Source organism: Sphingopyxis soli, from assembly GCF_018682675.1.
Classification (GTDB): Bacteria; Pseudomonadota; Alphaproteobacteria; order Sphingomonadales; family Sphingomonadaceae; genus Sphingopyxis; species Sphingopyxis soli.
In genome coordinates this window covers 47975-74009 of sequence record NZ_JAFMTR010000079.1, presented here as the reverse complement: position 1 = coordinate 74009, position 26035 = coordinate 47975, and the positions used below count along the sequence as shown (strand labels likewise).

The window sequence follows — 26035 nt, the reverse complement described above, 5'->3', positions numbered from 1 at the left end:
TGATCCGGGATCCACCGCAGCGCTGAAGTCATGGACCCCGGATCAAGTCCGGGGTGACGATGAAGGGTAGGTCCGCAACCGGTCGTCTCCAGACATTCGCCCGCTGAATCGGCGCAAGAAATGGCCGATACCGGCCCCTCTGGCGCTTCGCCGAACTTCGCGATAGGCTGGCCTTCCACAAACGGGCCGGCTCCTCGGCCCAATCGGGGGCTCATGTCAGTCAATCTGGAACAATGGATCAGCGACCATAAAATCGACGAAGTCGAATGTATCGTCCCCGACATCAACGGGGTCCAGCGCGGCAAGGTTCTGCCCGCCAAGAAGTTCCTCTCCTCGGTCAAGGACAAGTCGCTGCGCATTCCGGGCAGCGTCTTCATCTGCACGATCGACGGCCATTATCCGGAGGACATCGACGATATCTGGGACAAGGATCCCGACAAATATCTGATCGCCGATCCCGACACGATCTGCGTCGCCCCCGGCTTTTCCTCGCCGACCGCGTTCGTGATCGCCGACGCCCTGAACGCGGACGGGACCGAGGTCGATATCGCGCCGCGAACGATCCTGAAGAAGGTGCTCGGCCTCTATGCGGACAAGGGCTGGAAGCCGATCATCGCGCCCGAGGTCGAATTCTACCTCGTCTCGCAGAACACCGATCCCGACTTCCCGCTGACGCCGCCGACCGGCCAGTCGGGACGCGCCGAGACCGCGAGCCAGCCCTATGGGCTGGAGGCGATGAACGAATATGAGGATATCATCGACCATATCTATGACGATTGCGAGCTGATGGGGCTCAACATCGACACGATGATCCACGAAATGGGCGCCGCGCAGCTCGAGGTCAATTTCAACCACGGCGACCCGCTGCGCCTGGCGGACGAGGTGTTCCTGTTCAAGCGCGTCGTGCGGGGCGTCGCCAAGCAGCACGGCGTCTATGCGACCTTCATGGCGAACCCGATGGCGGGCCAGCCGGGCAGCGCAATGCACATCCACCAATCGGTCGTCGATGCCGATACCGGACGCAACCTGTTCTCGACCGCCAACGGCCGCGACAGCGCAGCTTTCCGTTCCTACGTCGCCGGCCTGATCCGCTTCATGCCGCAGATTTCGCCGATGTGGGCGCCGAACGTGAACAGTTTCCGGCGGATGCGGCCCGACAGCGCGGCGCCGATCAACGTGCAATGGGGCGTCGACAACCGCTCGTGCGGCTTTCGCGTGCCGGTATCGGACAAGAACAACCGCCGGGTCGAAAACCGCCTGCCGGGCGCCGACAGCAACCCCTATCTCGCGATCGCTTCGTCGCTGGTCTGCGGCTATATCGGGATGGTCGACCGCATGGTGCCGCCCAAGCCGATCACCGGCAGCGCCTACAACCGTGCGCGTACCCTGCCCCGCACGCTGGAGGCGGCGCTCGACCGGTTCAGCTCGTGCAAGAAGGTGCGTAATCTGCTGGGCGACAATTTCTTCGAAATCTTCTTCGCGGTGAAGGATTATGAGCTGTTCAACTATCAGTCGGTGGTGTCGAGCTGGGAGCGCGAACATCTGCTGATGCGGGTCTGAATGAGCGATCCGCTCAATCACAGCTATTACGCGGCAACCGCGCACGCGTGGCGGCCAGGGGCTTTCGACAGCGAGGATTGCAGTTGCGATGTCGCGGTGATCGGCGGCGGGTTCACCGGCCTCAGCGCTGCTCTCGCCTGCGCCGAACGCGGCTTTTCGGTGATCCTGATCGAGCGCGAGCATGTTGGCTTCGGCGCCTCGGGACGGAATGGCGGGCAGCTGATCCCGGGCCTGCGCTGGACTGCCGCCGAACTCGAAACGGAATTCGGCGGCGAGCGCGCCGATGCGCTGTTCGACCTTTGCTGGCGCGACAACCGCGTGAAGGCGCGGATCGAAAAGCACGGCATCGACTGCGACCTCAAGGCCGGGCATCTCGAGGCGGCATGGACGCCAAAGGATTTCGGCGCGATGCGGCGCGACGCCGACTATCTTGCCAGCCGGTTCGGATACCCGACCGACGTCGTCGGCAGGACCGATATGGGCGAACATATCGCCAGCCCGCTCTATCATGGGGGCATCTACGATCCGCAGGGCGGACACTTTCATCCGCTGAACTATGCGATCGGGCTGGCACAGGCTGCCGAAGCCGCAGGCGTGCGCATTCGGGAAAATGAGCGCGCTCACCGCATCACCGACACCCCCGCGGGACCGGGCGTGATGACCGACCGCGCGCATGTCGGCGCGCGCTATGTCATCGACGCGACCGATAGCTGGATCGGCGAGGTCGAGCCCGACCTTGGGCGCTACACCGTACCGATCATGAACTACAACATCGCGACCGCGCCGCTCGCCAACGCCGACGGGCTGCTCCCGACCGACGCTGCGGTCGCCGACAGCCGCTTTGTCCTCAACTATTTCCGCCTCTCCGCCGACAAACGGCTGATCTTCGGCGGCGGCGAGCGTTATTCGCAGACCCCGCCGCGCGACATTACGGCATTCGTGCGACCGTTCATGGCCGAGGTTTTCCCAGAGATTGCCGACGCGACGATCGACTATGGCTGGGGCGGTGCGGTGGCGGTGACGATGAACCGCCTGCCGCATATCGGGCGGCGCGGGAATGTGTTTTTCGCGCACGGCTTTTCGGGGCACGGCGCGCTGGTCACGACAACTGCCGGCGAGTTGATCGCCGAGGCGCTGGCAGGGACGGCGGAGCGTTTCGACATTCTCGCCAGCCTGCCCTCGAAGCCTTTCCCCGGCGGCAGATGGCTTCGCCGGCCGCTCGCGACCCTGGGCCTGCTCTACTATGCGCTGAAGGACAGGCTCGGGTGATCGGTAACGCCGCCATCCTCCGCGTCGCCGAACGCGAGGCCGAGCGGTTTCGCAGTGCCAATCCGCATGCTTTCGCGCACCATGCGTCCGCAACCGGCTGGTTTCAGTCGGTGCCCTTCCACTGGATGAAGGACTGGCCTAGCCGGGTGCCGATCGTCGCCGCCTCGGCGAAGGACGCGATGCTGACCAGCATCGATGGCCAGACCTACGACGACTTCTGCCTCGGCGACACCGCCAGCCTTTTCGGCCACTCGCCCCCCGCCCTCGCCGCCGCGCTGGCGCAGCAGGCGCGCGAAGGGCTGAGCTATATGCTCCCCACCGAACGCGGCGCGGCGCTATCGAAGAAGCTCGCGGCGATGTTCGGCCTGCCGCAGTGGCAGGTCACGACGACCGCCAGCGAAGCCAACCGCGCCGTGATCCGCTGGTGCCGCGGGATCAGCGGGCGGCGCAAAATCCTGATCTTCAACGGCGCCTATCATGGCGCGGTCGATGACGCCTTCGTCGACCTGAAGGGTGGAGCCGCGGCGATGCGCGCCAGCCTGGTCGGACAGGTCCACGATCTGCGCGGCACCACGGCGGTGGTCGAGTTCAACGACGAAGCGGCGCTCGCGGCCGCGCTGCGCGGCGGCGACATTGCCTGCCTCCTCGCCGAGCCGGTGATGACGAACGTCGGCATGGTGCGCGATGCACCGGGCTTTCTGCAGACGCTGCGCACGCTTTGCGACGAGACCGGGACGCTGCTGGTCTTCGACGAGACGCACACGATCTCGTCCGGCTATGGCGGCCATGGCGTCGTGCACGGCCCGAAACCCGACCTGATGGTCGTCGGCAAGTCGATCGGCGGCGGGGTGCCATGCGCCGTCTATGGTTTTTCGGCCGATGTAGCGGATCGCATGGCCGCGCTGAACCGGTCGCGACCGGCCGGCCACAGCGGCATCGGGACGACGCTCTCGGCCAATGCGCTTGCAATCACCGCGATGAACACGATGCTGGGCGAGGTCATCGCGCCCGCCGCCTATCACCCTATGCTGCGCGGCGCGGCGCGCCTCGTCGCGGGGCTGGAGCAGGAAATCGCGAGCGCCGGGCTCGACTGGCACGTCACGCAGGTCGGCGCCCGCGTCGAATTCCTGACCTGCCCCACCCCGCCGCGCAATGGCGGCGAAGCCAAGGCGGCGATGCACCCCGAACTCGAAGCGGCGATCCACCTCTTCCTTGCCAATCGCGGGATTTTGCTGGCGCCGTTCCACAATATGATGTTGGTGAGCCCGGTTACGTCGGACGACCAGATCGACCGGCTCGTCGGCGCTTTCGCCGACTGCGTAAAGCGTTTGAAGGAGTAGAGGGGCGATGTCGAAATCATCGGGCGTGATTGCGCCGCGTTCGGAGGCCGAGGCGTTTTTCCGGGCCAATCCCGACGTCGATTCGATCGAGATGATCTATACCGACATGGGCGGCGTGCCGCGCGGCAAGCGCCTGCGCCAGCATGAAGTGCTCGCGGTTTATGACAGCGGCCGCATGTTCCCCGGCTCGATCACCGTCGTCGACATCACCGGACAGGACACCGTCGAAACGGGCCTCGTCTGGGAGGATGGCGACGCCGACCGCTCGATGAAGCCGATCCCCGGCACCCTCGTCCGCACCCCGTGGGGCGGTGACACGGCCGCACAGTTCCTCGTTGATTTCTACGAGCTCGACGGCACGCCGCACGACCTCGACCCGCGGCACGTCCTCGGCCGTGTGATCGACCGCTTCACCGCCGATGGTCTGACGCCGGTCCTTGCGGTCGAACTCGAATTCTACCTCGTCGATCCGCGCCGCGCCCGCGATGGCAAGGTCCGCCCTGCCCGCCCGGCTTACAGCCGTGACACCCCGCGCAATGTAGAGGTGTATGGGCTGCGCGAGCTCGACGATTTCCGTCCCTTCTTCGACGCGCTTTACGCGGCGACCGACGTGCAGGGTCTGCCGCTCGAAAGCGCGATCAGCGAATTCGCGCCCGGCCAGTTCGAGCTGACGCTGCGCCACAAGCCCGACGCGCTGCGCGCCTGTGACGATGCGATCATGTACAAACGCCTCGTGAAGGCGATCGCGCAGCAACAGGGGCTGGAAGCGACCTTCATGGCGAAGCCCTTCGCCGAGCAGGCGGGCAGCGGGATGCACATCCACGTCTCGGTCAACGACGACACCGGCAGCAACATCTTCGCGAGCGACGACCCCGAAGGCACCCCGGCGCTCCGCCACGCCATCGGCGGGATGATCGGAACCGTCGGCGATGCCTTTGCGCTCTTCGCACCGCACGCGAACAGCTATCGCCGGTTCAAGGCGAACAGCTACGCCCCGGTCGCGCCGACGTGGGGCGTCAACAATCGCACCGTCTCCTTCCGCATCCCCGCCGGCCCGCCATCGAGCCGCCATGTCGAGCATCGCGCCTGCGGCGCCGACGCCAACCCCTATCTGGCGGTCGCGGCCGTCCTTGCGGGCATGCATCATGGCATGACGACCCGCGCCGACCCGGGCGCGGCGGTGGTCGGCAACGGCTACGACCGCGACAACAGCGGCGACGACAAGCCGCCGTCGAACTGGTTCGCGGCGGTCGACCGTTTCGAGGCGTCGAGCCTGATGCGCGATTATCTGGGGGCGCGGTTCGTCGAGATGTTCAGCATCGTGAAGCGGGTTGAACAGAACAATTATTTCAGCGTCGTCCCGACACTCGATTACGACTGGTACCTGCGCAACGCATGAATGTTCCAGAATTTATTGGTGCAGCGCAAAAAAGCCTCTTCCCAAGGTGACATTATTGAGTCAGCTTGACGTCACAAACAGGGAGGCCGTCAATGGATTTGAACGAACTGCTCGCGCAGGGCCGCAACCGTCGCTCGCTGCTGCAGGCCATGGGGGTGGCCGCCATCGGGATCAGCTTTGGCGGCCTTGCGGCGTGCAGCAAGGGCGAAGGCAAAAAGCTCTCGAACGGTGAGGAAGCCAAGCTCAACTTCTACAACTGGGACACCTATATCGGCGAGACGACGCTCGACGATTTCAAGAAATCGACGGGTGTCGAGGTCACGATGGACCTCTTCGACAGCAACGATACGCTGTTCGCGAAGTTCAAGGCGGGCAACCCCGGATACGACGTGATCGTGCCGTCGAACGACTTCGTCGAGCGCATGGTCCGTGCCGACATGCTGCAGCCGCTCGATCATGCGCAGATTCCGAACATCAAGAACGTCGATCCGGCTTTCATGAATGTCGATTACGACCCGGGGCGCAAATTTTCGCTTCCCTATACCTGGCTCGTACTCGGCATCGGCTATCGCAAGTCGAAAGTGAAAGCGAAGCCCGACAGCTGGAAGGTGCTGTTCGACAGCCCCGAATATGCCGGCCGCATCGCCTGGCTGTCGGAGGCCGGTGACATGTTCCGCCTCTACGGCAAATATCTGGGCAAGTCGGTCAACGCGCTGACCCCCGCCGACATCGAGACGATCTCGGCGATGATGATCAAGCAGAAACCCAATGTGAAGAAATTCCACGAGGACGACGGGCAGGATCTGCTGCTGAAGGGCGACTGCGACGTCGTGCTCGAATATAATGGCGATATCGCACAGGCGATGGTCGAGGACGACGATCTCGACTTCGTCGTGCCCAAGGAAGGCAGCCAGCTCAATTCGGATACGCTGTGCATCCCGAAGGGCGCGCCGCATCCGAAGAATGCGCACGCCTTCATCAACTATATGCTCGATGCCGAGGTGGGCAAGAAGATCACCGAGACGATCCTCTATCCGACCCCGAACCTCGCGGCGAAGGCGCTGATGCCCGACACGTACAAGAATAATCCGGTCATCTTCCCGCCCGCCGATATCCTCGCGAAATGCGAGTATGCGAAGTTCAACGAGAAGCTTCAGCCGCTGTACGAGGAGGCCTTCACCAAGGTGCGGGCGTCGTAAGATCCTGAAGGGGGCATCGGGGGATGGCCGAGCAGGACTGGAAGGCGAACAAGCGGGTCTTCGCGGCGGTTTCGCTACCGACCCTGCTGTGGACCCTGCTCTTCTTCGTCATCCCGATGGCGATCGTCTGGTTCTACAGCTTCGGCGAGAACAAGGGGCTGACCGAAATCGAATTTTCGGGAACGCTCGACAATTACAAGCGCGCGACCGAGTTCCTCTATCTCAGCATCTTCGGGAAGAGCTTCGCGGTCGCGGCGCTCGTGACCCTGATCTGCCTGATCATCGGCTTTCCCGTCGCGATGGCGATCACCTTCGCGAGCGAGAAATGGCGGCCCTGGCTGCTGCTCGGCATCATGCTGCCCTTCTGGACCAACTTGCTCATCCGCACCTACGCGCTGATGATGCTGCTCGGGACGCAGGGCTTCGCGAACAAGGGGCTCGAAGCGCTGTGGGGCGGCGCGAGCTGGTTCAGGACGCTCGTCGGGCTCCAGCCGCTGCCGACGTGGGAGCCGGTGCAGCTGCTCTTCAACAATTTCGCGGTCGTCTTCGGGCTCGTCTATGTCCATCTGCCCTTCATGGTGCTCCCGCTCTACGCGGCGCTCGACCGGCTCGACCGTAGCCTGATCGAGGCCAGCCTCGACCTCGGCGCAGGGCATTTCCGCACGATCATGCGCATCGTCGTGCCGCTGGCAGCCCCCGGGATCGTCGCCGGCGTGATGATCACGCTGATCCCCGCGCTCGGCGCCTACCTCACCCCCGATCTGATGGGCGGCACCGACAGCCAGATGATCGCGAACGTGATCGAGCGCCAGTTCAAGAAGGCCAACGACTGGCCCTTCGGCGCCGCGCTCTCCTTCATCCTCATCTACGCCATGTTCATCCTGATCGCGCTGCAGGCGATGCGCAGGAAAGGGCCGGAGGTCCGCTGATGGCCCTGTTCGCCCGCACCCCGCGCGCCCCGCTCGAATATAGCCGCACCTTGTGGATGCGGGCCTGGGTCGGGCTGGTGATGCTGTTCCTCTATGCGCCGCTGATCGTGCTGATGATCTTCAGCTTCAACGACAGCAAGCGCAATGTCGTGTGGCGCGGCTTCACGACGAAATATTACGAAAAGGCGCTCGGCAACGACGTTCTGGTCGAAGCACTGGTCAATTCGCTGACGATCGCGGCGCTCGCGACGATCGCCAGCCTGATCCTCGGCGCGGTCGCCGCGGTGATGCTGTGGCGCTTTCGCTTCCCGCTGAAAGGCGCGGTCGACGGAACGATCTCGCTGCCGATCATCGTTCCCGAAATCTGCATGGGTGTCGCCTTCCTGATCTTCTTTGCAAAGTGGCTCGAATGGCCGACCGACCTGATCTGGCCGTTCAACCTCGGCGCGATCGTCATCGCGCACATCACCTTCTGCTTCCCCTTCGTGACGATGGTCGTGCGCTCGCGCCTCGCGAGCTTCAACCGCGAGCAGGAGGAGGCTGCGAAGGATCTCGGCGCGGGCGAATGGGCGGTGTTCCGCGACGTGCTGATCCCGCATATGAAACCGGCGCTCGTCGCGGGGGCGCTGCTGTCCTTCACCCTGAGCCTCGACGATTTCGTCATCACCTATTTCACCAGCGGGCCCGACACGATCACCTTCCCGGTGAAGGTCTATTCGATGGTGCGCTTCTCCGTGACGCCCGAGGTCAATGCCGCCTCGACCCTGCTCATCATCCTCACCATCGTCCTGACCGCCGTCGCGCTGAAACTTCAGGGCGTGAAGGCCATCGCGGAGACGCATTGATGCGACCTGCCTTCCCCGTTCGCATCGAGCGAAGTCGAGATGCCCATCCTCAGCGCGCTGCTTCACGGCGTCTCGACTTCGCTCGACACGAACGGAATTAGGATCTTTTCATGACCGAACCCGCCAAACCGATCATCCAGATCCAGAATGTCACCAAGCGTTTCGGCCGGGTCGCCGCGGTCGACAATGTCAGCCTCGACATTCTGGCCGGCGAATTCTTCGTCCTGCTCGGCCCCTCGGGCTGCGGCAAGACGACCCTGCTGCGCATGATCGCCGGGTTCGAGCTGCCGACCGAAGGCACGATCCTGATCGACGGGCAGGATATGGCCGGCATCCCGCCGAACAAGCGGCCGGTGAACATGGTGTTCCAGAGCTATGCCGTGTTCCCGCACATGAGCGTCGCGGACAATGTCGCCTATGGCCTGAAGATTGCGGGGGTGAAGGGCGGCGAGGTCAAGGCCCGCGTTGCCGAGGCGCTCGACCTCGTCAAGCTCGGCGGGTTCGAAGACCGGATGCCCGACCAGATGTCGGGCGGCCAGCGCCAGCGCGTCGCGCTCGCGCGCAGTCTGATCATGCGCCCGAAGGTGCTGCTGCTCGACGAGCCGCTGTCGGCGCTCGACGCCAAGCTGCGCGCGCAGATGCAGTTCGAACTGGCGGAGTTGCAGGATCAGGTCGGCATCACTTTCGTCACCGTGACCCACGACCAGGACGAGGCGCTGTCGATGGCCAGCCGGATCGCGGTGATCAACAAGGGCGAGGTGGCGCAGCTTGCGGGCCCCTCCGACCTCTACGAATATCCGGCAAACCGCTTCGTTGCCGATTTCGTCGGGTCGGTGAACATTTTCGAGGGCAAGCTGACACTGGACGAGCCCGACCGCGCGGCGGTCGATTGTCCGGGGCTAGGCAAGGTTTACCTCAACCATGGCGTCACCGGTCCGCACGGCGCCGATGTATGGGTCGCGCTGCGCCCCGAGAAAATCTACCTCCACGTCCCCGGCGAGGGCAAGGCGGTGCGCGCGGCGGCGCAGGACGCCCCCGACGGACACAACTTCGCGCGCGGCTGCATCAAGGGCATGTCCTATCTCGGCGACATCACCCTGTACGACATCTTGCTCGAATCGGGTGCGCGCCTGCGTGTCTCGCGGCCCAACCTGTCGCGCCATGACCAGGAGGATTTCACCTGGGACGACAAGGTCTCGATGCATTGGCGGGCCGACAGCCCGGTGGTGCTGCTGGGTTAGACCTCCCGCCCCCTCCCAATCTTCGTCATCCCGGACTTGGTCGGGGTTCCAAGACTTCGGCGCTGCTGTGGATCCCGGATCAAGTCCGGGATGACGAGATTAATGAGCCGCCTTCTTGCCTGGAATGAAGTGCAGCGCGCCGACGATCAATCCGCCGAGCAGCAGCCCGAACACGCCCGCGCCGCCGGCGTTGATCAACCACTCCCAAAGCCCCGCAAGCGGCAGTCCGCCGCCGAGCGCGTGCGCCGTGTCGTGCAGCCAGTGGCCGATCCCGCCGATATGATATTCGTCGAGGCCGTGGAGCACGATCTGCCCGCCGACCCAGAGCATCGCGGCGGTCCCGATCGTCGCCAGCGCCGCGAGCAGCTTGGGCATCAGGGCCACGAGCCCGCGCCCGATCGCCTGCCGCGCCTTGTTGCCCTCCTTCGCCATATGGAGGCCGATGTCGTCCATCTTCACGATCAGTCCGACGACCCCATAGACGGCAACGGTAATCAGCACCGCGACAAGCGCCAGCGTCGCGCCGCGCATGACCAGATGCTCGTCGAGCACCTCGTTGAGCGCGATCACCATGATCTCGGCCGAGAGAATGAAGTCGGTGCGCACGGCGCCCTTCACCATCATCTCCTCATGGTCCTTGTCGGCGACGATCTCGGCGTCTTCTTCGAGGCTAGTCTTGTCCTCCTGCAGCGAGTGGAGCACCTTTTCGGCGCCCTCGAAGCAGAGATAAGCGCCGCCGAGCATCAGTAGCGGCGTGATCGCCCATGGCAGGAAGGTCGAGAGCAGCAGCAGCGCCGGCAGGATCAGCACCAGCTTGTTGAACAGCGATCCCTTGGTGATCCGCCAGATGATCGGCAGTTCGCGGTCGGGAGTGAAGCCGGTAACATAGCGCGGCGTCACCGCGGTATCGTCGACCACGACCCCCGCCGCCTTGACCCCGGCCTTCGACGCCGCGGCGCCCACGTCATCGATGCTCGCGGCCGCCACCTTCGCGATAGTGGCGACGTCGTCGAGCAGGGCAAACAGGCCGGAAGGCATAGGAGAGATTTCTTCCTTTGTTAAAGCGCGCGGAGCTTCGGCATCACCTCATCGAGTGATTTGCGGATGATGGCAACCATCTCGTCGATCTGTTCGGTGGTGATGATCAGCGGCGGGCACATGACCAGGCTGTCGCGGATGCCGCGCACCATCAGGCCATTGGCGATGCACCCGTCGCGCGCCATCGGTCCCGCCGTCCCTTCCGCGCCACCAAAGCGCCCACGGGTTTCCTTGTCCGCAACGATCTCGACCGCGCCGAGCAGGCCGACCGAGCGCGTCTCGCCGACAAGCGGGTGGTCGTTCAGCGTCGCGAGCGCCTTCGCCAGATGCGGCCCCGTGACGCTGCCCGTGCGTTCGACGAGGCCTTCGCGTTCGATGATCTCGATATTCTTGAGCGCGACCGCCGCTGCGACCGGGTGGCCCGAGTAGGTGAAGCCGTGGACGAAATCGCCGCCGGTCTTGAGGACATCTACGACATGGCCGGCGACCGCGGTCGCCGAAATCGGCAGGTAGCCCGACGACAGCCCCTTTGCCATCGGCATCAGGTCGGGCGTGAAGCCCATCGTCTCGTGCCCCCACATCTTGCCGGTGCGCCCGAAGCCGCAGATGACTTCGTCGGCGACGAGCAACAGGCCATATTTGCGCACCACCGCCTCGACCTTCGGCCAATAGCCCTTGGGCGGGATGATCACGCCGCCCGCGCCCTGCACCGGCTCGCCGATGAAGGCGGCGCAATTTTCGGGGCCGACCTCGAGGATCTTGTCCTCGATCGCCTGCACGCAGGCGTCGGTGAACGCCTCCTGGCTCATCCCCTGGCCTTCGCCGAAATAATAGGGCTGGCGGACATGCTCGACGCCGGGGATCGGCAGGTCCCCCTGCGCGTGCATCGCCTTCATGCCGCCGAGCGAGACGCCCGCGACGGTCGATCCGTGATAGGCGTTCCAGCGGCTGATGAAGACCGTGCGCTTGGGCTCGCCCTTGAGCTTCCAATAGTGGCGCACCATGCGGAAGACGGTGTCGTTCGCTTCGCTGCCCGAGGCGTTGAAGAAGACATGCGGCAGGCGGTTACCGGTGAGCGAGGCGATCTTCGCCGCCAGCGTCACCGTCGGCGGCGTCGCGGTCTTGAAGAAGGTGTTGTAGAAGGGCAGCTCGCGCATCTGGGCTGCCGCCGCCTCGACCAGCTCCTCGCGGCCATAGCCGACATTGACGCACCACAGGCCCGCCATCCCGTCGAGGATGCGGTGGCCGTCGCCGTCGGTGATGGTGCAGCCCTCGGCATGGGTGATGATGCGGCTGCCGCCGAGCCTTTCGATTTCGGCCCAGTCGGCCTGCGCGGGAAGATGGTGCGCGACGTCGAGGCGGCGCAGTTCGGCGATGTCGTGATTGCGGGGCATTAATGAAACTCCTGATTGTCTGGAAACGGAAAGAAACCGGATTCCGGAACATCAGGGCGAAAAGCTGATCCGTGCGAGATAGCGATCATATCGGGTGACGCGGTGGTTCATAATTCGCCTCTTAACGCGCGCCCGAGCAGGTGGAAATAGGTCTGGCTCTGGGCGTTCGCATCGGTCGCCCATTCGGGATGCCATTGCACGGCGAGCAACGGCGCACCGTTCGGCCGCGCGCTATAGGCCTCGACCAGCCCGTCGGGCGCGCGAGCCTCGACCGCCAGCCCGTCGGCGAGCTCGCCGATACCCTGATAATGCACCGAATTGACGTCGAGCGACGGCGTCTCATAGGCGGCGGCGAGCAAGCCGCCGGCAACCAGATCGACCTTGTGACGATGGTCGAACATCGCATCGAACGCCGTGCCGTCAGGCGCGTGATGCGCGAGCAGCGCCTCGCTGGCCGATGTGTCGCGCCGCAGCGTCCCGCCGAGCGCGACATTGATCTCCTGAAAGCCGCGGCAGATGCCGAAGAGCGGTCGGCGGGCAGCGATCACCGCGTCGACCAGGTCGAGCATCATCCGGTCGCGTTCGGGGTCGAACGGCCCCTCGCCTTCGCGCTCGTCGCCATAGCGCGCCGGTTCGACGTTCGAGGGCGTACCAGTCAGCAGAACCCCGTCGAGCCGCCCGACAATCTCGTCCGCGCGCATATATTCGGGCAGCGACGGAATGATCAGCGCGGCGCAATCGGCGTGGTGCATCGCCGCGATCGCATAGCGGTTCATCACCGCCTGCGCGATCTCGGTTCCGACCGTGCGGTTGCAGGCAATGATGCCGAGGACGGGGCGCGAGGACATGCCCTCTTGCTGCCGATTTTAGGCGCCGTGCGCCAGCGAAATTTCAAGCATACTGGCGCGCGAACGCCGCTGCCGCACCGAACAGGCCGGGCTGCGGATGCGTGATCAGCTTGACCGGGATCGCCGCCATGAAATTCTCGAACCGTCCCTTGGCGACGAAGCGTTCGGGAAAGCCCGAACGAAGAAGCTGGTCGCGTATGCGCAGGCCGAGCCCGCCTGCTACCACGACCCCGCTCGCCCCCTGAGCCAGCGCGAGGTCGCCCGCGACGCTGCCGAGCGACAGGCAGAAACGATCCGCCGCTGCGGCGGCGAGCGCGTCCTCGCCGCTCATCGCATTCGTCCAGATCGTGCGGTCGTCGAGCGGCGTGATCGCCCGCCCCTCCATGCTCGCGAGCGTCTCGTAGATGTCGACGATGCCGGGTCCCGACACGATCCGCTCGATCGACACGCGGCGGTGGCGCTTGCGCAGCCGCGCGAGGATCGCATCCTCGATGCTGTCGAGCGGTGCGAAATCGATGTGCCCGCCCTCGGTCGCCTGGACACGGTAACCGCCGTCGCCGCGCCAGATATGCGCAACGCCAAGCCCGGTGCCGGGACCGATTATGCTGATCGTTCCGTCCGCGGGCAGCGGCGCATCGGGGCCCGCCAGATGCTCGAAATATTCCGAACCGGCCTGCGCCACTGCATGGCCCACCGCCTCGAAGTCATTGACCAGCACATGGCGATCGACGTTCAGCTTCTCACCGATCAGCGCCGGACGAATGATCCAGGGATTGTTGGTAAAGCGAATGACGTCGCCGCGCGTCGGTCCGGCAATCGCGATCGCAACGCTGCGCGGCAACGATCCGCCCTGCTGCTGCTCGAAATCCTGCCAAGCCGTCTGAAAGCTCGCATGATCCTTCGTATGGAGCGTCGTCGCTTCGCCGAGCGCGGCGACCCGTCCGCCCGCGATCTCTGCGATGGCAAAGCGCGCGTGCGTGCCGCCGATGTCGACCGTGACGATGGCTTCGCTCATGCCTCTCCCTTGCCTGCGGCAGCAATGTCGTGTGCAGCAGCAATGTCGCACGCCCGGTGTCGATGCAACAGGGCATAGCTATGCGCCGGGTCAACGCGGGCGCGGCACCACAAGCGCTGCAGGGGCTCGATATCCGGCAATTTTAGGGAAATGGCGCACCCGGAACGATTCGAACGTCCGACCCCCAGATTCGTAGTCTGGTGCTCTATCCAGCTGAGCTACGGGTGCGTGGAGGGGAGCCTTTAGGGGGCTGCGCAAAATCGCGCAACCCCCTTTTGGCGATTATTTTCGCAGCGCCGCCTGCGCCGCCGCCAGCCGCGCGATAGGCACGCGATATGGCGAGGCGCTGACATAGTCGAGGCCGGTTTTCTCGCAGAAATGGATGCTCGGCGCATCGCCGCCATGCTCGCCGCAGATGCCGAGCTTGATGCCCGCACGCGTCCCGCGGCCGCGTTCGGCGGCGAGTTCGATCAGCTGGCCGACGCCCTCGACGTCAAGGCTGACGAAGGGGTCGGTGACGAAGATGCCCTTGTCGACATATTGCGTCAGGAAGCGACCCGCGTCGTCGCGGCTGATGCCGATCGTCGTCTGGGTGAGGTCGTTGGTTCCAAAGCTGAAGAACTCCGCGCTCTCGGCGATCTCGCCCGCCATCAGCGCGGCGCGCGGCAGTTCGATCATCGTGCCGACCAGATAGGCGATCTCGCGGCCCTTTTCGGCGAACACCGCCTTCGCCTGCGCGTCGACCACCGCCTTCATCAGGTCGAACTCGCGGCGCGTGGCGACGAGCGGGATCATCACTTCGGGGATCGGCGCGGCGCCGGTTTCGGCGGCGACGTCGCACGCCGCCTCGAAGATCGCGCGCGCCTGCATCTCGTAGATTTCGGGGTAAGTGACGCCGAGGCGACAACCGCGATGCCCGAGCATCGGGTTGAACTCGTGGAGTTCGTTCGCGCGCGCCTTCAGCGCCTCGATCCCCACGCCCGCCGCGGCGGCGACGTCGGCGAAATCCTCCTCGCGCGTCGGCAGGAATTCGTGCAGCGGCGGGTCGAGCAGGCGGATCGTCACCGGCAGTCCCGCCATCACGCGGAAAATGGCGGCAAAGTCGCCGCGCTGTTCGGGGAGCAGCTTCGCGAGCGCCGCGCGGCGGCCGTCCTCGCTGTCGGCCAAAATCATCTCGCGCACCGCGGTGATGCGCGCGGCGTCGAAGAACATATGCTCGGTGCGGCACAGGCCGATGCCCTCGGCGCCGAAATCGCGCGCGACCTGGGCATCCTGGGGGGTTTCGGCGTTGGTGCGCACCTTCATCCGGCGCACCTTGTCGGCCCACGCCATCAGCGTGCCGAAGTCGCCGACCAGCTCGGGGAGCAGGGTCGGAACCTCGCCCGCCATCACTTCGCCGGTCGAACCGTCGAGGGTCAGGATATCGCCCTCGCGCAGTTCGCGCCCGCCGACGCGCAGCACGCGCGCGTTGCCGTCGATCGACAGCCCGCCCGCGCCCGAGACGCAGGGACGGCCCATGCCGCGTGCGACGACCGCCGCGTGGCTGGTCATCCCGCCGCGCGCGGTCAATATGCCCTTGGCGGCGTGCATCCCGTGAATGTCCTCGGGCGAGGTTTCGACGCGAACGAGGATCACCGCCTCGCCCATCGCCGCGGCTTTCTCGGCGCTGTCGGCGTCGAACATGATCTTGCCCGACGCGGCGCCGGGGCTCGCGGGGAGCCCCTTGGTCAGCACATCGCGCGGCGCCTTGGGATCGAGCGTCGGGTGGAGCAGCTGGTCGAGCGCACCCGGATCGACGCGGCCGACGGCTTCTTCTTCCGAGATCAGCCCTTCCGCCGCCATTTCAACCGCAATGCGCAGCGCCGCCTTGGCGGTACGCTTCCCCGAACGGGTTTGCAGCATCCAGAGCGTCCCGCGTTCGACGGTGAACTCGATGTCCTGCATGTCGCGATAATGGGTCTCGAGCGTGTCGAAAACGCGGCCGAGCTCCCCGAAGGTCTCGGGCATCGCCTCTTCCATCGACAGCGGCTTCGCGCCCGCCCGCTCGCGCGCCGCCAGCGTCAGATATTGCGGCGTGCGGATGCCCGCGACGACGTCCTCGCCCTGCGCATTGATCAGCCATTCGCCGTACCAGGCGCGCTCGCCGGTCGCGGGATCGCGCGTGAACGCCACGCCGGTCGCCGAGGTGTCGCCCATATTGCCGAACACCATCGCCTGCACATTGACCGCGGTGCCCCATTCGGCCGGAATGCTGTTCAGGCGGCGATAGACTTTCGCGCGGTCGCTTTCCCAGCTCGCGAAGACCGCGCCGACCGCGCCCCACAGCTGGTCGTTCGGCTCCTGCGGGAAGGGCGCGCCGGTCTCGCGCTCGACGATCGCCTGATAGTCCTTGACCAGCGCCTGCCAGTCCTCGGCCGACATCTCGGTGTCGAGGTAGAAGCCGCGGTCTTCCTTGGCGATTTCCAGCGCTTCCTCGAACTCCGCATGGTCGAGGCCCATCACGACGTCGGCGTACATCTGGACGAAGCGGCGATAGCTGTCCCACGCAAAGCGCGGGTCGCCCGACGCCTGCGCCAGGCCGACGACGGTCGCGTCGTTGAGCCCGAGGTTGAGGACGGTATCCATCATGCCCGGCATCGACACGCGCGCGCCCGAGCGGACCGAGACGAGCAAAGGATCGGCGGCGTCGCCGAATTTCTTGCCGGTGATCCCCTCGATATGCGCGATGCCTGCGGCGACTTCCGCGGCGAGACCCGCCGGGAATTGCTCGCCGTTCGCATAATATTGGGTGCAGACGTCGGTGGTGATCGTAAAGCCCGGCGGGACCGGCAGGCCGATCGAGGCCATTTCGGCAAGGTTCGACCCCTTGCCGCCCAGCAATTCCTTCGAGCGTTCGCGCGTCGTCGCGTCGCCGCCAAAAAGATGCACCATCTTCGTCATGTCTAACTCCTGCTGCCCCGGGGAGGAGGTTGCGGCTGGGTAGGTATGCAATCGCACCTAGTCGATTCAGTTTTGCTTCGTTCGTTCAAAGGGGCCGTAGGGTCAGCCCTCGATCTTCGAGAAATCGGCGACGCCATGCACCGCGCCGGTGAAGCGCGACAACAGACCGAGGCGATAGGCGCGCACTGCTTCGTCGGGATCGTTGACCATCACGCCGTCGAAGAAAGCGTCGATCGGCGCGCGGAGCGACGCCAGTGCCGCCATCGCGTCGGTGAAGCGTTCTTCGGCGACCGCGGCGGAGGCGGCGGGTTCGGCGCTATCCAGAGCCTCGAACAGAGCAGCGTCGGCCGCACCCAAACGCTCGTCACCCTGAACTTGTTTCAGGGTCCATGGTCCGGCCGTGGATGCTGAAACAAGTTCAGCATGACGAGAATTGGAGGACACATCTTGTCCCGCCTGTTTCAGGATATTCGCCGCGCGCTTGTAACCCGCAAGCAGGTTGGCGCCGTCCTCGGTCGCCATGAACGCCTGCAACGCCTTTACGCGGGCGAGCAGGCGGACAAGGTCATCCTCGCCGCCGAGCGCGAACACCGCGTCGATCAGGTCGTGACGGACACCGGCTTCGCGCTGCTGGACCTTGAGGCGGTCGGCCAAGAACAAAATGATACTCACAATCGAAGGTTGGATTATCTGATCATAGATCGGCGAGGCTCGATCGAGCGCATTCTGCAACGCCACATCTCTGAGCCGATCAACTGTCTCCTCCGAAAATTGGACACCCGCGGCCTCAAGCTGTTGAACGCCAACCTCGAACGAGAAACGATCCGCGGACGCGCTCGATTTGCCGACGAGCGTTGCTAGCGCCGCAGCCAGCGGCATAGAAACGGACAGACGGAGTTCGTTCGCCTGAATGATCGAAATGATTCCCAAGGCCGCACGACGAAGTGCGAATGGGTCACGCGAACCGGTCGGCTTTTCGTTGATGGCGAAAAAAGCGGCCAGCGTATCCAGCTTATCCGCCAACGCCACAGCCACCGTCGCCGGCGCGGTCGGGACGTCGTCGCCCTGCCCGACCGGCTTGTAATGATCGCGGATCGCGTCGGCGACCGCGTCGGGCAGGCCTTCGGCGCGGGCGTAATAGCCGCCCATCAGACCCTGCAATTCGGGAAATTCGCCGACCATCTCGGTGACGAGGTCGGCCTTGGCGAGGCGTGCGGCGAGTTCGGCCTGATCGGCGAGCGAAAGCCCCTCCCCTTCAGGGGAGGGGTTGGGGTGGGGCCTATCGGTCCGTGCAGCGTCAGGACGAAAGGCCCCACCCCCGGCCCCTCCCCTGAAGGGGAGGGGTGAATCAGTGACGATACCTTCCTCCACCAACCAGCGCGCCAGCTTGGCAACGCGCTCGACCTTGTCCGCAACCGTCCCCAGCTTTTCGTGGAAGGTGATGCGATTGAGCTTTTTCGCGTGATCTTCCAGCTTCGTCTTGCGGTCCTGTTCCCAGAAGAAGCGCGCATCCGAAAGTCGCGCCGCCAGCACCTTGCGGTTGCCCGCGACGATCTCCGCGCCGCCGTCCTTCGCGTCGATGTTCGCGGTGCAGACGAAGCCGTTGGCGAGCTTCCCGTCCGCGCCGTTCACGACGAAATATTTCTGGTTCACGCGCGCGGTGAGCTGGATGACCTCGGGCGGCACTTCCAGAAACGCTTCGTCGAAGCGGCCGAGCAAGGGCACCGGCCATTCGGTGAGGCCTGCATTCTCGATCACCAGCCCCTCGTCCGCGACCAGCACCAGCCCGGCGTCGGCCGCGGCCTTGGCGGCGCCGTCGCGGATGATCGCCTGCCGCTCCTCATGATCGACGATGACGTGGCAGGCGCGCAGCTTCTCGGCATAGTCCGCCGCCGAGCCGATGGTGATCTCGCCCGGGCAGTGAAAGCGATGGCCGCGCGTCGCGAAGCCGCTGGCGATGCCGCCGATTTCGCACGGCACCAATTCCTCGCCGAAGATCGCGACGATGCCCGACAGCGGGCGCACCCAGCGCAGGCTTTCGCTGCTCGCGCTTTCCTTGCCCCAGCGCATCGACTTGGGCCACGCAAAGCCGCGGACGATCGCGGGGACCGCCTCGGCCAGCACCTCGATGGTCGCACGGCCAGGCTTGTCGATCACCGCGAAATACACGCCGTCGCGGTCCTCGAGCTGGTCTTGGCGAAGGCCGGTCTTGCGGAGGAAGCCTTCGAGCGCCTGCGGCGGCGCGCTGCTGCGCGGCCCCTTGAGTTCTTCGCTCACCGCAGCGGTCGCCTCGGGCAAGTCGCGCGCGATCAGCGCCAGACGGCGCGGCGTCGACCAAATGGTGAGTTCGCCTGTTTCGAGACCCGCGGAGCTCAATTGCGCGCGGAACAGTTTTTCAAGCTCGGCGCGCGCGCCGGCCTGCATCCGCGCCGGGATTTCCTCGCTGCGCAGTTCGAGAAGAAAGTCGGTCACAGCGTCCACCCCGGATAGTTTTGGGTCCAGCGTTCGGACTGGCTGTCGATCCACGCCTTGCAGCTGCCTTTTGCGAGGTCGCGGACGCGGGCCATGTAATTGGCGCGTTCCTGCACGCTGATCACGCCGCGCGCCTGCAAGAGGTTGAACAGATGGCTCGCTTCGATCGCCTGATCGTAGGCCGCGAGCGGCACGCCCGCCTCGATCGCGCGCTTGCACTCGTCCTCGGCGGCCTTGAAACCCGCGAACAGCGTATCGGTGTCCGCAACCTCGAAGTTCCATTTCGAAAACTGGCGTTCATTCTCGAGGAACACGTCGCCATAGCTGACCGCCGAGACATCGCCGACCGCGTCAGAGAATTTGAGGTCGTACACATTGTCGACATTCTGGATGTACATGGCGAGGCGTTCGAGCCCGTAAGTCAGCTCGCCCGCGACGGGCTTGCAGTCGAAGCCGCCCATCTGCTGGAAATAAGTGAACTGGGTAACCTCCATCCCGTCGCACCAGACTTCCCAGCCCAGCCCCCACGCGCCCAATGTCGGCGATTCCCAGTCGTCCTCGACGAACCGGATGTCGTGGAGCAGCGGATCGATGCCGATCGCGGCGAGGCTGCCCAGATATTGTTCCTGCAGGTCGGCGGGCGACGGCTTCAGGATCACCTGATATTGATAATAATGCTGCAGCCGGTTGGGGTTTTCGCCATAGCGGCCATCGGTCGGGCGGCGGCTCGGCTGGACATAGGCGACGTTCCACGGCTCGGGCCCGAGGCTGCGCAAGGTCGTCGCGGGATGGAAGGTGCCCGCCCCCACGCGCATGTCATAGGGCTGCAGGATCGCGCAGCCGCGCGCGCTCCAATAGGCGTGCAGCGTCAGGATCATGTCCTGAAAGCTCAGGACTTTCTTTTCCGCCCCTTCGGTCACCTTTTTTCCGTCTTTCGCAGGTGCAACAAGTGTCGTCGCCCTTGGCGCAGCGGGGCCGCAGGGTCAAGGGACGGCGCGCCCATGATAGGGGCAATGTCACCCCCACATTGCAAAATGTAAGGCGTTGTGGCGTTATTATATTTGCCATACCCAATCCGGATCGGGGGTGCTAAGTGAAGCGCCTTAAGTTCGCTGGGGAGCGGAAAATGCCTGCCAAGACTGTGAATCTAGATGCTTTGATTCCAAGGGAGGATTTCGTTGGTGAAATCGCGCAAGCGGGTGGTAGTCCAAGAACTACCATCAGCCTTTCAGATTTAGGCAGGCAGGGCTTTTTCCAAGCGAACCTGCGTAAGCCAGACTTTCAGCGCGAAACAGGATACTGGACGCCAAATAAGGTCGTTGATCTAGTTAAGGCTTTTCTCGACCGAGATCTCATCCCGGCTGTCATTCTTTGGCAGCGCGGCGATGAAGTCTTTGTGATCGACGGCGCTCACCGGCTAAGCGCGTTGATCGCGTGGGTTCGCGATGACTACGGAGACGGCGAAGATTCAAATCGCCTATTCGGCGCTGGCCTTACAGATGAACAGCGGGCAGTTGCAAAAAAGACTCGCGATCTGATGAAAAAGGAAATTGGGACTTACGCAGAATTTAACGGCCTTATCGGCAAAACCGTTCCCGATCCCCGCAAGGCCCGGAGATTGGCGTCAATTGGTCAAGAGTCCCTAATCATTCAGTGGGTGACTGCGGCGACACCAGAGGCGGCAGAGGCATCATTCTTCAAAATCAATCAAGCTGCCCAACCCATTGACCCTGTTGAGCGCCGCATTCTTCAGAGTCGCACCTCTCCCAATGCGATAGCCTCTCGTTGCATCGTTCGAGGGGGCCAGGGGCACAAATATTGGGCTTCGTTCGACGATGAAACGCGGAAGAAGATTGAGGAGCTGGGCGAGAAAATTCACGCCGACCTTTACAAGCCCCCTCACAAAAATCCGGTCACTTCCGCTGATCAGCCGATTGCGGGGCAGGGATATAACTCGCTCCCATTTGTGTTTGATCTTGTCAGCCTATGCAACGGCATCAACATCCCAGCAACGCCCGCGGCGAAAATAGAGGCTTTGGAGCCTGACCTTGAGGGGGTGCAGACTCTTGCGATGCTATCCAAGGTTAACGAGCGAATTGAGACCATAAGCACGAACTCATCTGGGTCGCTCGGTCTGCATCCTCTTGTTTATTTTTATGCTCGATCTGGGAATTTCATTCCCAACGCTTTTTTGGCTTCGCTACAATTCGCGAAGAAACTCCACGATCATAAAAAGAAGAAGGCCTTCACCTCAATACGTCGCGATTTTGAAGATTTCCTGTTTGCCCACAAGGTTTTCGTGTCTCTCACGATCACTCGATTGGGCAGCGGATCGCGAAGCCTGCAAAGGATCGCCGACCTCTATTGGGCGCTGTTTGAGGGCTTCGAAGCCGGGAATACTGGCGAAGAAATCGTGGCAGAACTCGTCAAGCAAGGGGATTTTGTCCACCTAAGACAAGCGGAAATTCCCTCTCCGGGGGCAGTGGTTTTGCCGGGTAAAAAGGGGGCTTCCCATGAGTCCAAGTCGGCGGCATTCATCCGAGAGGCAATGGCAAACCCCGTTCGCTGCCCGATTTGTCAGGCCGCCGTGCATAGCAATTCGATCACATTTGACCATTTGCAGAGACGGAGAGAAGGCGGAAACAACGATGGTGCTAACCTTGCTCCCGCTCATCCTTTTTGCAATTCGGGAGTCAAGAATTAGACGCCGCGGCGTTCTTGCGAACGAGGGCGTCTAACGCTTTATCTGCCTCTGTGGGGCTTAGTTCGCCAGCGTCGATTAACTCGCGGACGGCCTTTTTGAACCGCTCGCTTTGCTCGGCTTGCGTCTCCTGATTTTTCTTCTTTGGCATGGCGCTTAGGCCCCTCGACCAGTCGTTTCATAGGTAAGCCGCTTGCCAACGACACCTGCCAACAAGCGGTCAGCGCGGTCAGCATCGTTGCAGCCCAAAGCCTGACGGTTGCTGTAGCGAAAGTCAAACTCGGCCAGATAGCGGTGAAGATGCTTCTTCTGGCAGTGCTGGTAAACGCCCTTCATCCCGCGCTTGAAGATGCTGAAAAAGCCTTCGATGGTGTTGGTGTGGGCGTTGGGATCGAACTTGCTGACATACTCGCCGCGGGCATGAATGACGCGGCTGTGAGCGGCAAATTCCTTGCCGGGGATGCGGTAGAAGCGGGCTTCGTCGGTCATTAAATGGGCCTCCGGCGACACGTTCGCGCGCAGGATTTCAGTCACACCCGCGACGTTGAGGTTGCCGGTATAGACCATGCTGGTTGAGCGTCCGGTGGTGCGGTCGATCAGCGCTACGACCTGCATCTTCATGCGGGTGGCCATGCGGCTCGGCGGTGCATCGGGGTCTTGACCGATGAAGGTTTCGTCCATTTCAACCGCGCCGCCGCCAGCGCCAAAATCGCCAAGGGTGTCGGACTTCATGGCTTCGCGGATACGGTGCGACATGAACCAAGCGGTTTTCAGGGTGACGCCAAGAGTGCGGTGAAGCTGGTTGCTCGAAATGCCCTTCTTGCTGCCCGCGATCAGATACATTGCCTGCAACCAGATATGCAGGGCGACGTGGCTGCTTTCGAAGATGGTCCCGATCCGAACGGTGAAGGGCTTGCGGCACTGGTAGCACTTGTAGAGGCCAAGGCGGGTGGACTTGCCGCCCATCTTGCCGATGCGCTCCACGCCGCCGCAATGCGGGCAAATGGGGCCTTCCGGCCATACGCGAGCTTCGACGTAAGCGAACGCCGCTTCTTCGTTGTGAAAATGAGGGGCAGAAAGCGCGGAAACCATTGGAAACTCCTTATGAATCTCCTCTAGCTATCATCATTGGGTATGTCAAGTATAATAACGCCGGCGTTGTTGACACAGTCAGCGAATCATGTCATTTAGTCAATAACACCTGACACAATGTCGGGTCTGGATGACTAAAGGTGATGCATGGAGAACCGGCTCAAGGTGCTTCGGGCGATGCGGAACTGGAGCCAGGCCGAACTGGCCGACCGGCTCGACGTTTCGCGGCAGGCGGTCAACGCGATCGAAACGGGAAAATACGACCCGTCGCTGCCGCTCGCCTTCAAGCTCGCGCGGTTGTTCGAGATGCCGATCGAGGAGATTTTCGATGACGGTTTCAAGGGAGCGGAAGATGCGTGACGCGGACAAGACCCCAAAGCGGCCGATGTCCCCGCGGCGCAAGCGCTACTGGATCGCACTCGGCCTCGCCGGGGTGTTCGGCGGCGTACTCGGGGCATGGATGCAGATCGCGCAGGGCAGCGCCTCGACGATGGACCTCGCGATGCTGAGCAATGCCCCCCTGCCCCCGGATTTCGCAATCGGTGCGTCGATCATCTGGGTCGTCGGCATGATCGTTTCGCTGACCCTCTATCACCGATCGGTCGATGATCATGAAGAGCGCGCCTATCTGTGGGCGGGTACCGCGGCCTGGTACACGATCACGCTCGCCGCTCCCACTTGGTGGGTGCTCCACCGCGCGAGTCTCGCCCCCGCCCCCGACCTCATGCTCGTCTTTGCCGTTAGTCTCGTGGTCAACCTTTTGGTGTGGATCTGGCTCAAATATCTCTGACTTCCCCTCTCCCCTTCCCCAACTCCCCCGGCCATAAGGCCCATCAAGAAAGGTGCTTTCGATGAAGACCTGGTTCAAGACGCTTGCCGCGACCTGTGCGATCCTGCCCGTCGCCTTCTATGCCGCGCAGCCCGCAAGCGTCGCGCTGGCCAAGGAGCCCGCCGCCGCCGAAACGACCGTCAAGGTCAAGCCCGCCCTGTGGGCGGTGAAGGATGCCGACACCACCGTCTATCTGTTCGGAACCGTCCACGTCCTGAAACCCGGCCTCAGCTGGTTCGACGGCGCGGTGCAAAAGGCGTTCGACACCTCCGACGAGCTGGTGCTCGAACTCGTCCTGCCCGACGACCAGACCGAGGTTGCCAAAGTCACGCTGCCGATGGCGATGGACCAGAGCGGCAAGCCGCTGCCGCAGAAGCTCGATCCCGAAACGCTCGCGGCCTATCAGGCGACGCTCACCGGGCTCGGCCTGCCCGCCAATGCCTTCGACGCCTTCGAACCCTGGTTCGCGGGGGTCACCCTGTCGGTGCTGCCGCTGACCAAGCACGGCTACGACCCCAATCAGGGCGTCGAAAAGCAGCTCACGGCAAAGGCGAAGGCGGGGGCCAAGCCGATTTCGGGTTTCGAGACGCTCACCGAACAGCTCGGCTTTTTCGATACGCTGCCCGAGGTCGAGCAGGTCAGCTTCCTGAAGTCGGTCGTCAAGGACATCGACAAGCTGGGGCCGCAACTCGACAAGATGGTCCTGCTCTGGGGCAAGGGCGATCCCGACGGGCTGGCCGTGACGATGAACGAGAGCATGGAAGCGACGCCCGAACTCGCCAAGACGCTGCTGTTCGACCGCAATGCGCGTTGGGCCGACCAGATCAAGACGCGGATGGACAAGCCGGGCACGGTGTTCGTCGCGGTCGGCGCGGGTCATCTCGCGGGCGAGAAGAGCGTGCAGGACTATCTGGCAGAGCGCGGGCTCAAGGCGCAGCGCATCCAGTGATGCGGGCCGGGGCCATCCCCTTCCGCCACGGGGGTCGCTGCATCGCGGCGGCCCTTTTGCCGTTGCTGCTCGCGGCGTGCGGCAGCCAGCCGGCTGTCGATGCTCGTCCGGCGATGTGGCTCGTCGAGGACGACGACACGCATGTCTATATGCTCGGCACGATGCACGCGCTGCCCGCCGGGACCGACTGGGACGGCGGCAAGGTCGCAACGGCCGTCGCGGCGGCGGACGAACTGATGCTCGAGCTTTCGCCGCGGCAACTCGCGGAGGCGGGGCGGGTCTTCCGCGAACTGGCGCCACGCGAAAAGCCGCTCGCGATGGAGGCTCGGCTGCCCCCCACTGCGCTCGCGGCTTACCGCAAGCTCGAAGCCGGGCGCGACTTCGGCGGCGACGCGCTCGACGACTGGGCCATCCTCGTCCTCATGGGACAGCGCGTAGCCGAGGAGGCCGGACTCTCGCCCTCCGACGGCGTCGAGGCGGGGTTGACGGCCGCGTTCCGCAAGGCGGACAAGCCGATATCGGGGCTCGAAAGCGCCGAGGGCCAACTGATGCTGTTCGAAACCCTCGATCCCGCCGCGCAACGCGCGATGCTCGTCCGCGCGGCCGACCATGCGGGCGACGCCGTCCGCGATGTGAAGGCGATGGCGGCCGACTGGTCGCGCGGCGACGTCGACGCGCTGGCAAAGATCGTCAACGAGGACGTCGACCGCGTGCCTGCCGCGCGCCAGGCGATCCTCACCGACCGCAACCGGCGCTGGAGCGCGTGGATCCAAAGGCGGATGGAGCGGCCGGGCACGGTGCTGATGGCGGTGGGCGCGGGGCATCTGGTGGGCAGCGACAGCGTTCCCGCAATGCTCGAAGCGCAGGGCTACAAGGTCAGCCGCGTGCAATAGCCGCCGCGGCGCTTGCATTTCCGCCGTTTCCCCGCTATGCGCCCGCGCTTCCGCCATGGTCATCCCTGGAGGCGTGGCGGAA

At 64.0% G+C, this 26035-nt stretch carries 21 protein-coding genes and 1 tRNA gene; 13 read left to right on the top strand and 9 right to left on the bottom strand.

Annotated elements, in window-relative coordinates:
• Nucleotides 1–213: 213 nt before the first annotated feature.
• From J1N50_RS12880 to J1N50_RS12845, 8 genes are all read left to right on the top strand, one after another.
• On the top strand, nucleotides 214–1560 hold the full coding sequence (locus J1N50_RS12880; RefSeq protein WP_215354083.1) for a glutamine synthetase family protein: 1347 nt from the start codon (nucleotides 214–216) through the stop codon (nucleotides 1558–1560).
• Nucleotides 1561–2829 (top strand): NAD(P)/FAD-dependent oxidoreductase, encoded by a 1269-nt coding sequence (locus J1N50_RS12875; RefSeq protein ID WP_215354081.1) that lies wholly within the window; start codon nucleotides 1561–1563, stop codon nucleotides 2827–2829. It begins immediately after the preceding gene.
• Nucleotides 2826–4169, top strand: coding sequence for a transaminase (locus tag J1N50_RS12870; RefSeq protein ID WP_215354079.1), 1344 nt, complete (start codon nucleotides 2826–2828; stop codon nucleotides 4167–4169). Before J1N50_RS12875 ends, J1N50_RS12870 begins: the two co-directional genes overlap by 4 nt.
• A 7-nt stretch (nucleotides 4170–4176) precedes the next feature.
• A complete protein-coding gene (locus tag J1N50_RS12865; RefSeq protein WP_215354077.1) occupies nucleotides 4177–5568 on the top strand; it encodes a glutamine synthetase family protein in 1392 nt (463 codons plus the stop codon).
• A gap of 92 nt (nucleotides 5569–5660) precedes the next feature.
• The gene (locus J1N50_RS12860; RefSeq protein WP_215354075.1) at nucleotides 5661–6767 is read left to right on the top strand and encodes an ABC transporter substrate-binding protein; all 1107 of its coding nucleotides are present in this window, start codon (nucleotides 5661–5663) and stop codon (nucleotides 6765–6767) included.
• Nucleotides 6768–6790: 23 nt separating this feature from the next.
• Nucleotides 6791–7696, top strand: coding sequence for an ABC transporter permease (locus J1N50_RS12855; RefSeq protein WP_215354073.1), 906 nt, complete (start codon nucleotides 6791–6793; stop codon nucleotides 7694–7696).
• The gene (locus J1N50_RS12850; RefSeq protein WP_215354071.1) at nucleotides 7696–8541 is read left to right on the top strand and encodes an ABC transporter permease; all 846 of its coding nucleotides are present in this window, start codon (nucleotides 7696–7698) and stop codon (nucleotides 8539–8541) included. The genes J1N50_RS12855 and J1N50_RS12850 overlap by 1 nt, the downstream gene beginning before the upstream one ends.
• Nucleotides 8542–8651: 110 nt before the next feature.
• Nucleotides 8652–9782, top strand: a complete 1131-nt coding sequence (locus J1N50_RS12845) for an ABC transporter ATP-binding protein (protein WP_215354069.1) — start codon at nucleotides 8652–8654, stop codon at nucleotides 9780–9782.
• A 99-nt stretch (nucleotides 9783–9881) separates the two neighbouring features.
• Here the strand turns inward: J1N50_RS12845 and J1N50_RS12840 are convergent, their stop codons facing one another.
• From J1N50_RS12840 to J1N50_RS12805, 8 genes are all read right to left on the bottom strand, one after another.
• Complete coding sequence (locus J1N50_RS12840) at nucleotides 9882–10820, bottom strand: DUF808 domain-containing protein (RefSeq protein WP_215354067.1); 939 nt, start codon at nucleotides 10818–10820, stop codon at nucleotides 9882–9884.
• 20 nt (nucleotides 10821–10840) lie between these two features.
• Nucleotides 10841–12214 (bottom strand): aspartate aminotransferase family protein, encoded by a 1374-nt coding sequence (locus J1N50_RS12835; protein WP_215354065.1) that lies wholly within the window; start codon nucleotides 12212–12214, stop codon nucleotides 10841–10843.
• A gap of 107 nt (nucleotides 12215–12321) precedes the next feature.
• On the bottom strand, nucleotides 12322–13062 hold the full coding sequence (locus tag J1N50_RS12830; protein WP_215354063.1) for a gamma-glutamyl-gamma-aminobutyrate hydrolase family protein: 741 nt from the start codon (nucleotides 13060–13062) through the stop codon (nucleotides 12322–12324).
• A 43-nt stretch (nucleotides 13063–13105) separates the two neighbouring features.
• On the bottom strand, nucleotides 13106–14077 hold the full coding sequence (gene glk, locus J1N50_RS12825; protein ID WP_215354061.1) for a glucokinase: 972 nt from the start codon (nucleotides 14075–14077) through the stop codon (nucleotides 13106–13108).
• A gap of 151 nt (nucleotides 14078–14228) precedes the next feature.
• Nucleotides 14229–14305: transfer RNA gene (locus J1N50_RS12820), tRNA-Arg, on the bottom strand.
• 54 nt (nucleotides 14306–14359) lie between these two features.
• Nucleotides 14360–17017, bottom strand: a complete 2658-nt coding sequence (gene ppdK / locus J1N50_RS12815; RefSeq protein ID WP_215354059.1) for a pyruvate, phosphate dikinase — start codon at nucleotides 17015–17017, stop codon at nucleotides 14360–14362.
• Nucleotides 17018–17119: 102 nt separating this feature from the next.
• On the bottom strand, nucleotides 17120–19489 hold the full coding sequence (gene glyS, locus J1N50_RS12810; protein ID WP_215354057.1) for a glycine--tRNA ligase subunit beta: 2370 nt from the start codon (nucleotides 19487–19489) through the stop codon (nucleotides 17120–17122).
• Nucleotides 19486–20367, bottom strand: coding sequence for a glycine--tRNA ligase subunit alpha (locus J1N50_RS12805; RefSeq protein ID WP_215354092.1), 882 nt, complete (start codon nucleotides 20365–20367; stop codon nucleotides 19486–19488). The genes glyS and J1N50_RS12805 overlap by 4 nt, the downstream gene beginning before the upstream one ends.
• Nucleotides 20368–20615: 248 nt before the next feature.
• On the opposite strand from J1N50_RS12805, the gene J1N50_RS12800 reads away from it, so the two are divergent.
• Complete coding sequence (locus J1N50_RS12800) at nucleotides 20616–22193, top strand: HNH endonuclease family protein (RefSeq protein ID WP_215354055.1); 1578 nt, start codon at nucleotides 20616–20618, stop codon at nucleotides 22191–22193.
• Between the two features lie 153 nt (nucleotides 22194–22346).
• Here J1N50_RS12800 and J1N50_RS12795 read toward each other — a convergent pair whose 3' ends face one another.
• Nucleotides 22347–23282: an IS1595 family transposase gene (locus J1N50_RS12795; protein ID WP_215354053.1), complete on the bottom strand. Its 936-nt coding sequence runs from the start codon at nucleotides 23280–23282 to the stop codon at nucleotides 22347–22349.
• Between the two features lie 147 nt (nucleotides 23283–23429).
• Between J1N50_RS12795 and J1N50_RS12790 the strand changes: the two genes are divergently transcribed.
• The 4 genes from J1N50_RS12790 (at nucleotide 23430) to J1N50_RS12775 (ending at nucleotide 25953) form a co-directional block, all read left to right on the top strand.
• The gene (locus J1N50_RS12790; RefSeq protein ID WP_215354052.1) at nucleotides 23430–23642 is read left to right on the top strand and encodes a helix-turn-helix transcriptional regulator; all 213 of its coding nucleotides are present in this window, start codon (nucleotides 23430–23432) and stop codon (nucleotides 23640–23642) included.
• Nucleotides 23635–24072 (top strand): hypothetical protein, encoded by a 438-nt coding sequence (locus tag J1N50_RS12785; RefSeq protein WP_215354051.1) that lies wholly within the window; start codon nucleotides 23635–23637, stop codon nucleotides 24070–24072. The genes J1N50_RS12790 and J1N50_RS12785 overlap by 8 nt, the downstream gene beginning before the upstream one ends.
• Before the next feature lie 61 nt (nucleotides 24073–24133).
• Nucleotides 24134–25060 (top strand): TraB/GumN family protein, encoded by a 927-nt coding sequence (locus J1N50_RS12780; RefSeq protein WP_215354050.1) that lies wholly within the window; start codon nucleotides 24134–24136, stop codon nucleotides 25058–25060.
• Complete coding sequence (locus J1N50_RS12775) at nucleotides 25060–25953, top strand: TraB/GumN family protein (RefSeq protein ID WP_215354049.1); 894 nt, start codon at nucleotides 25060–25062, stop codon at nucleotides 25951–25953. The genes J1N50_RS12780 and J1N50_RS12775 overlap by 1 nt, the downstream gene beginning before the upstream one ends.
• Nucleotides 25954–26035 lie beyond the last annotated feature (82 nt).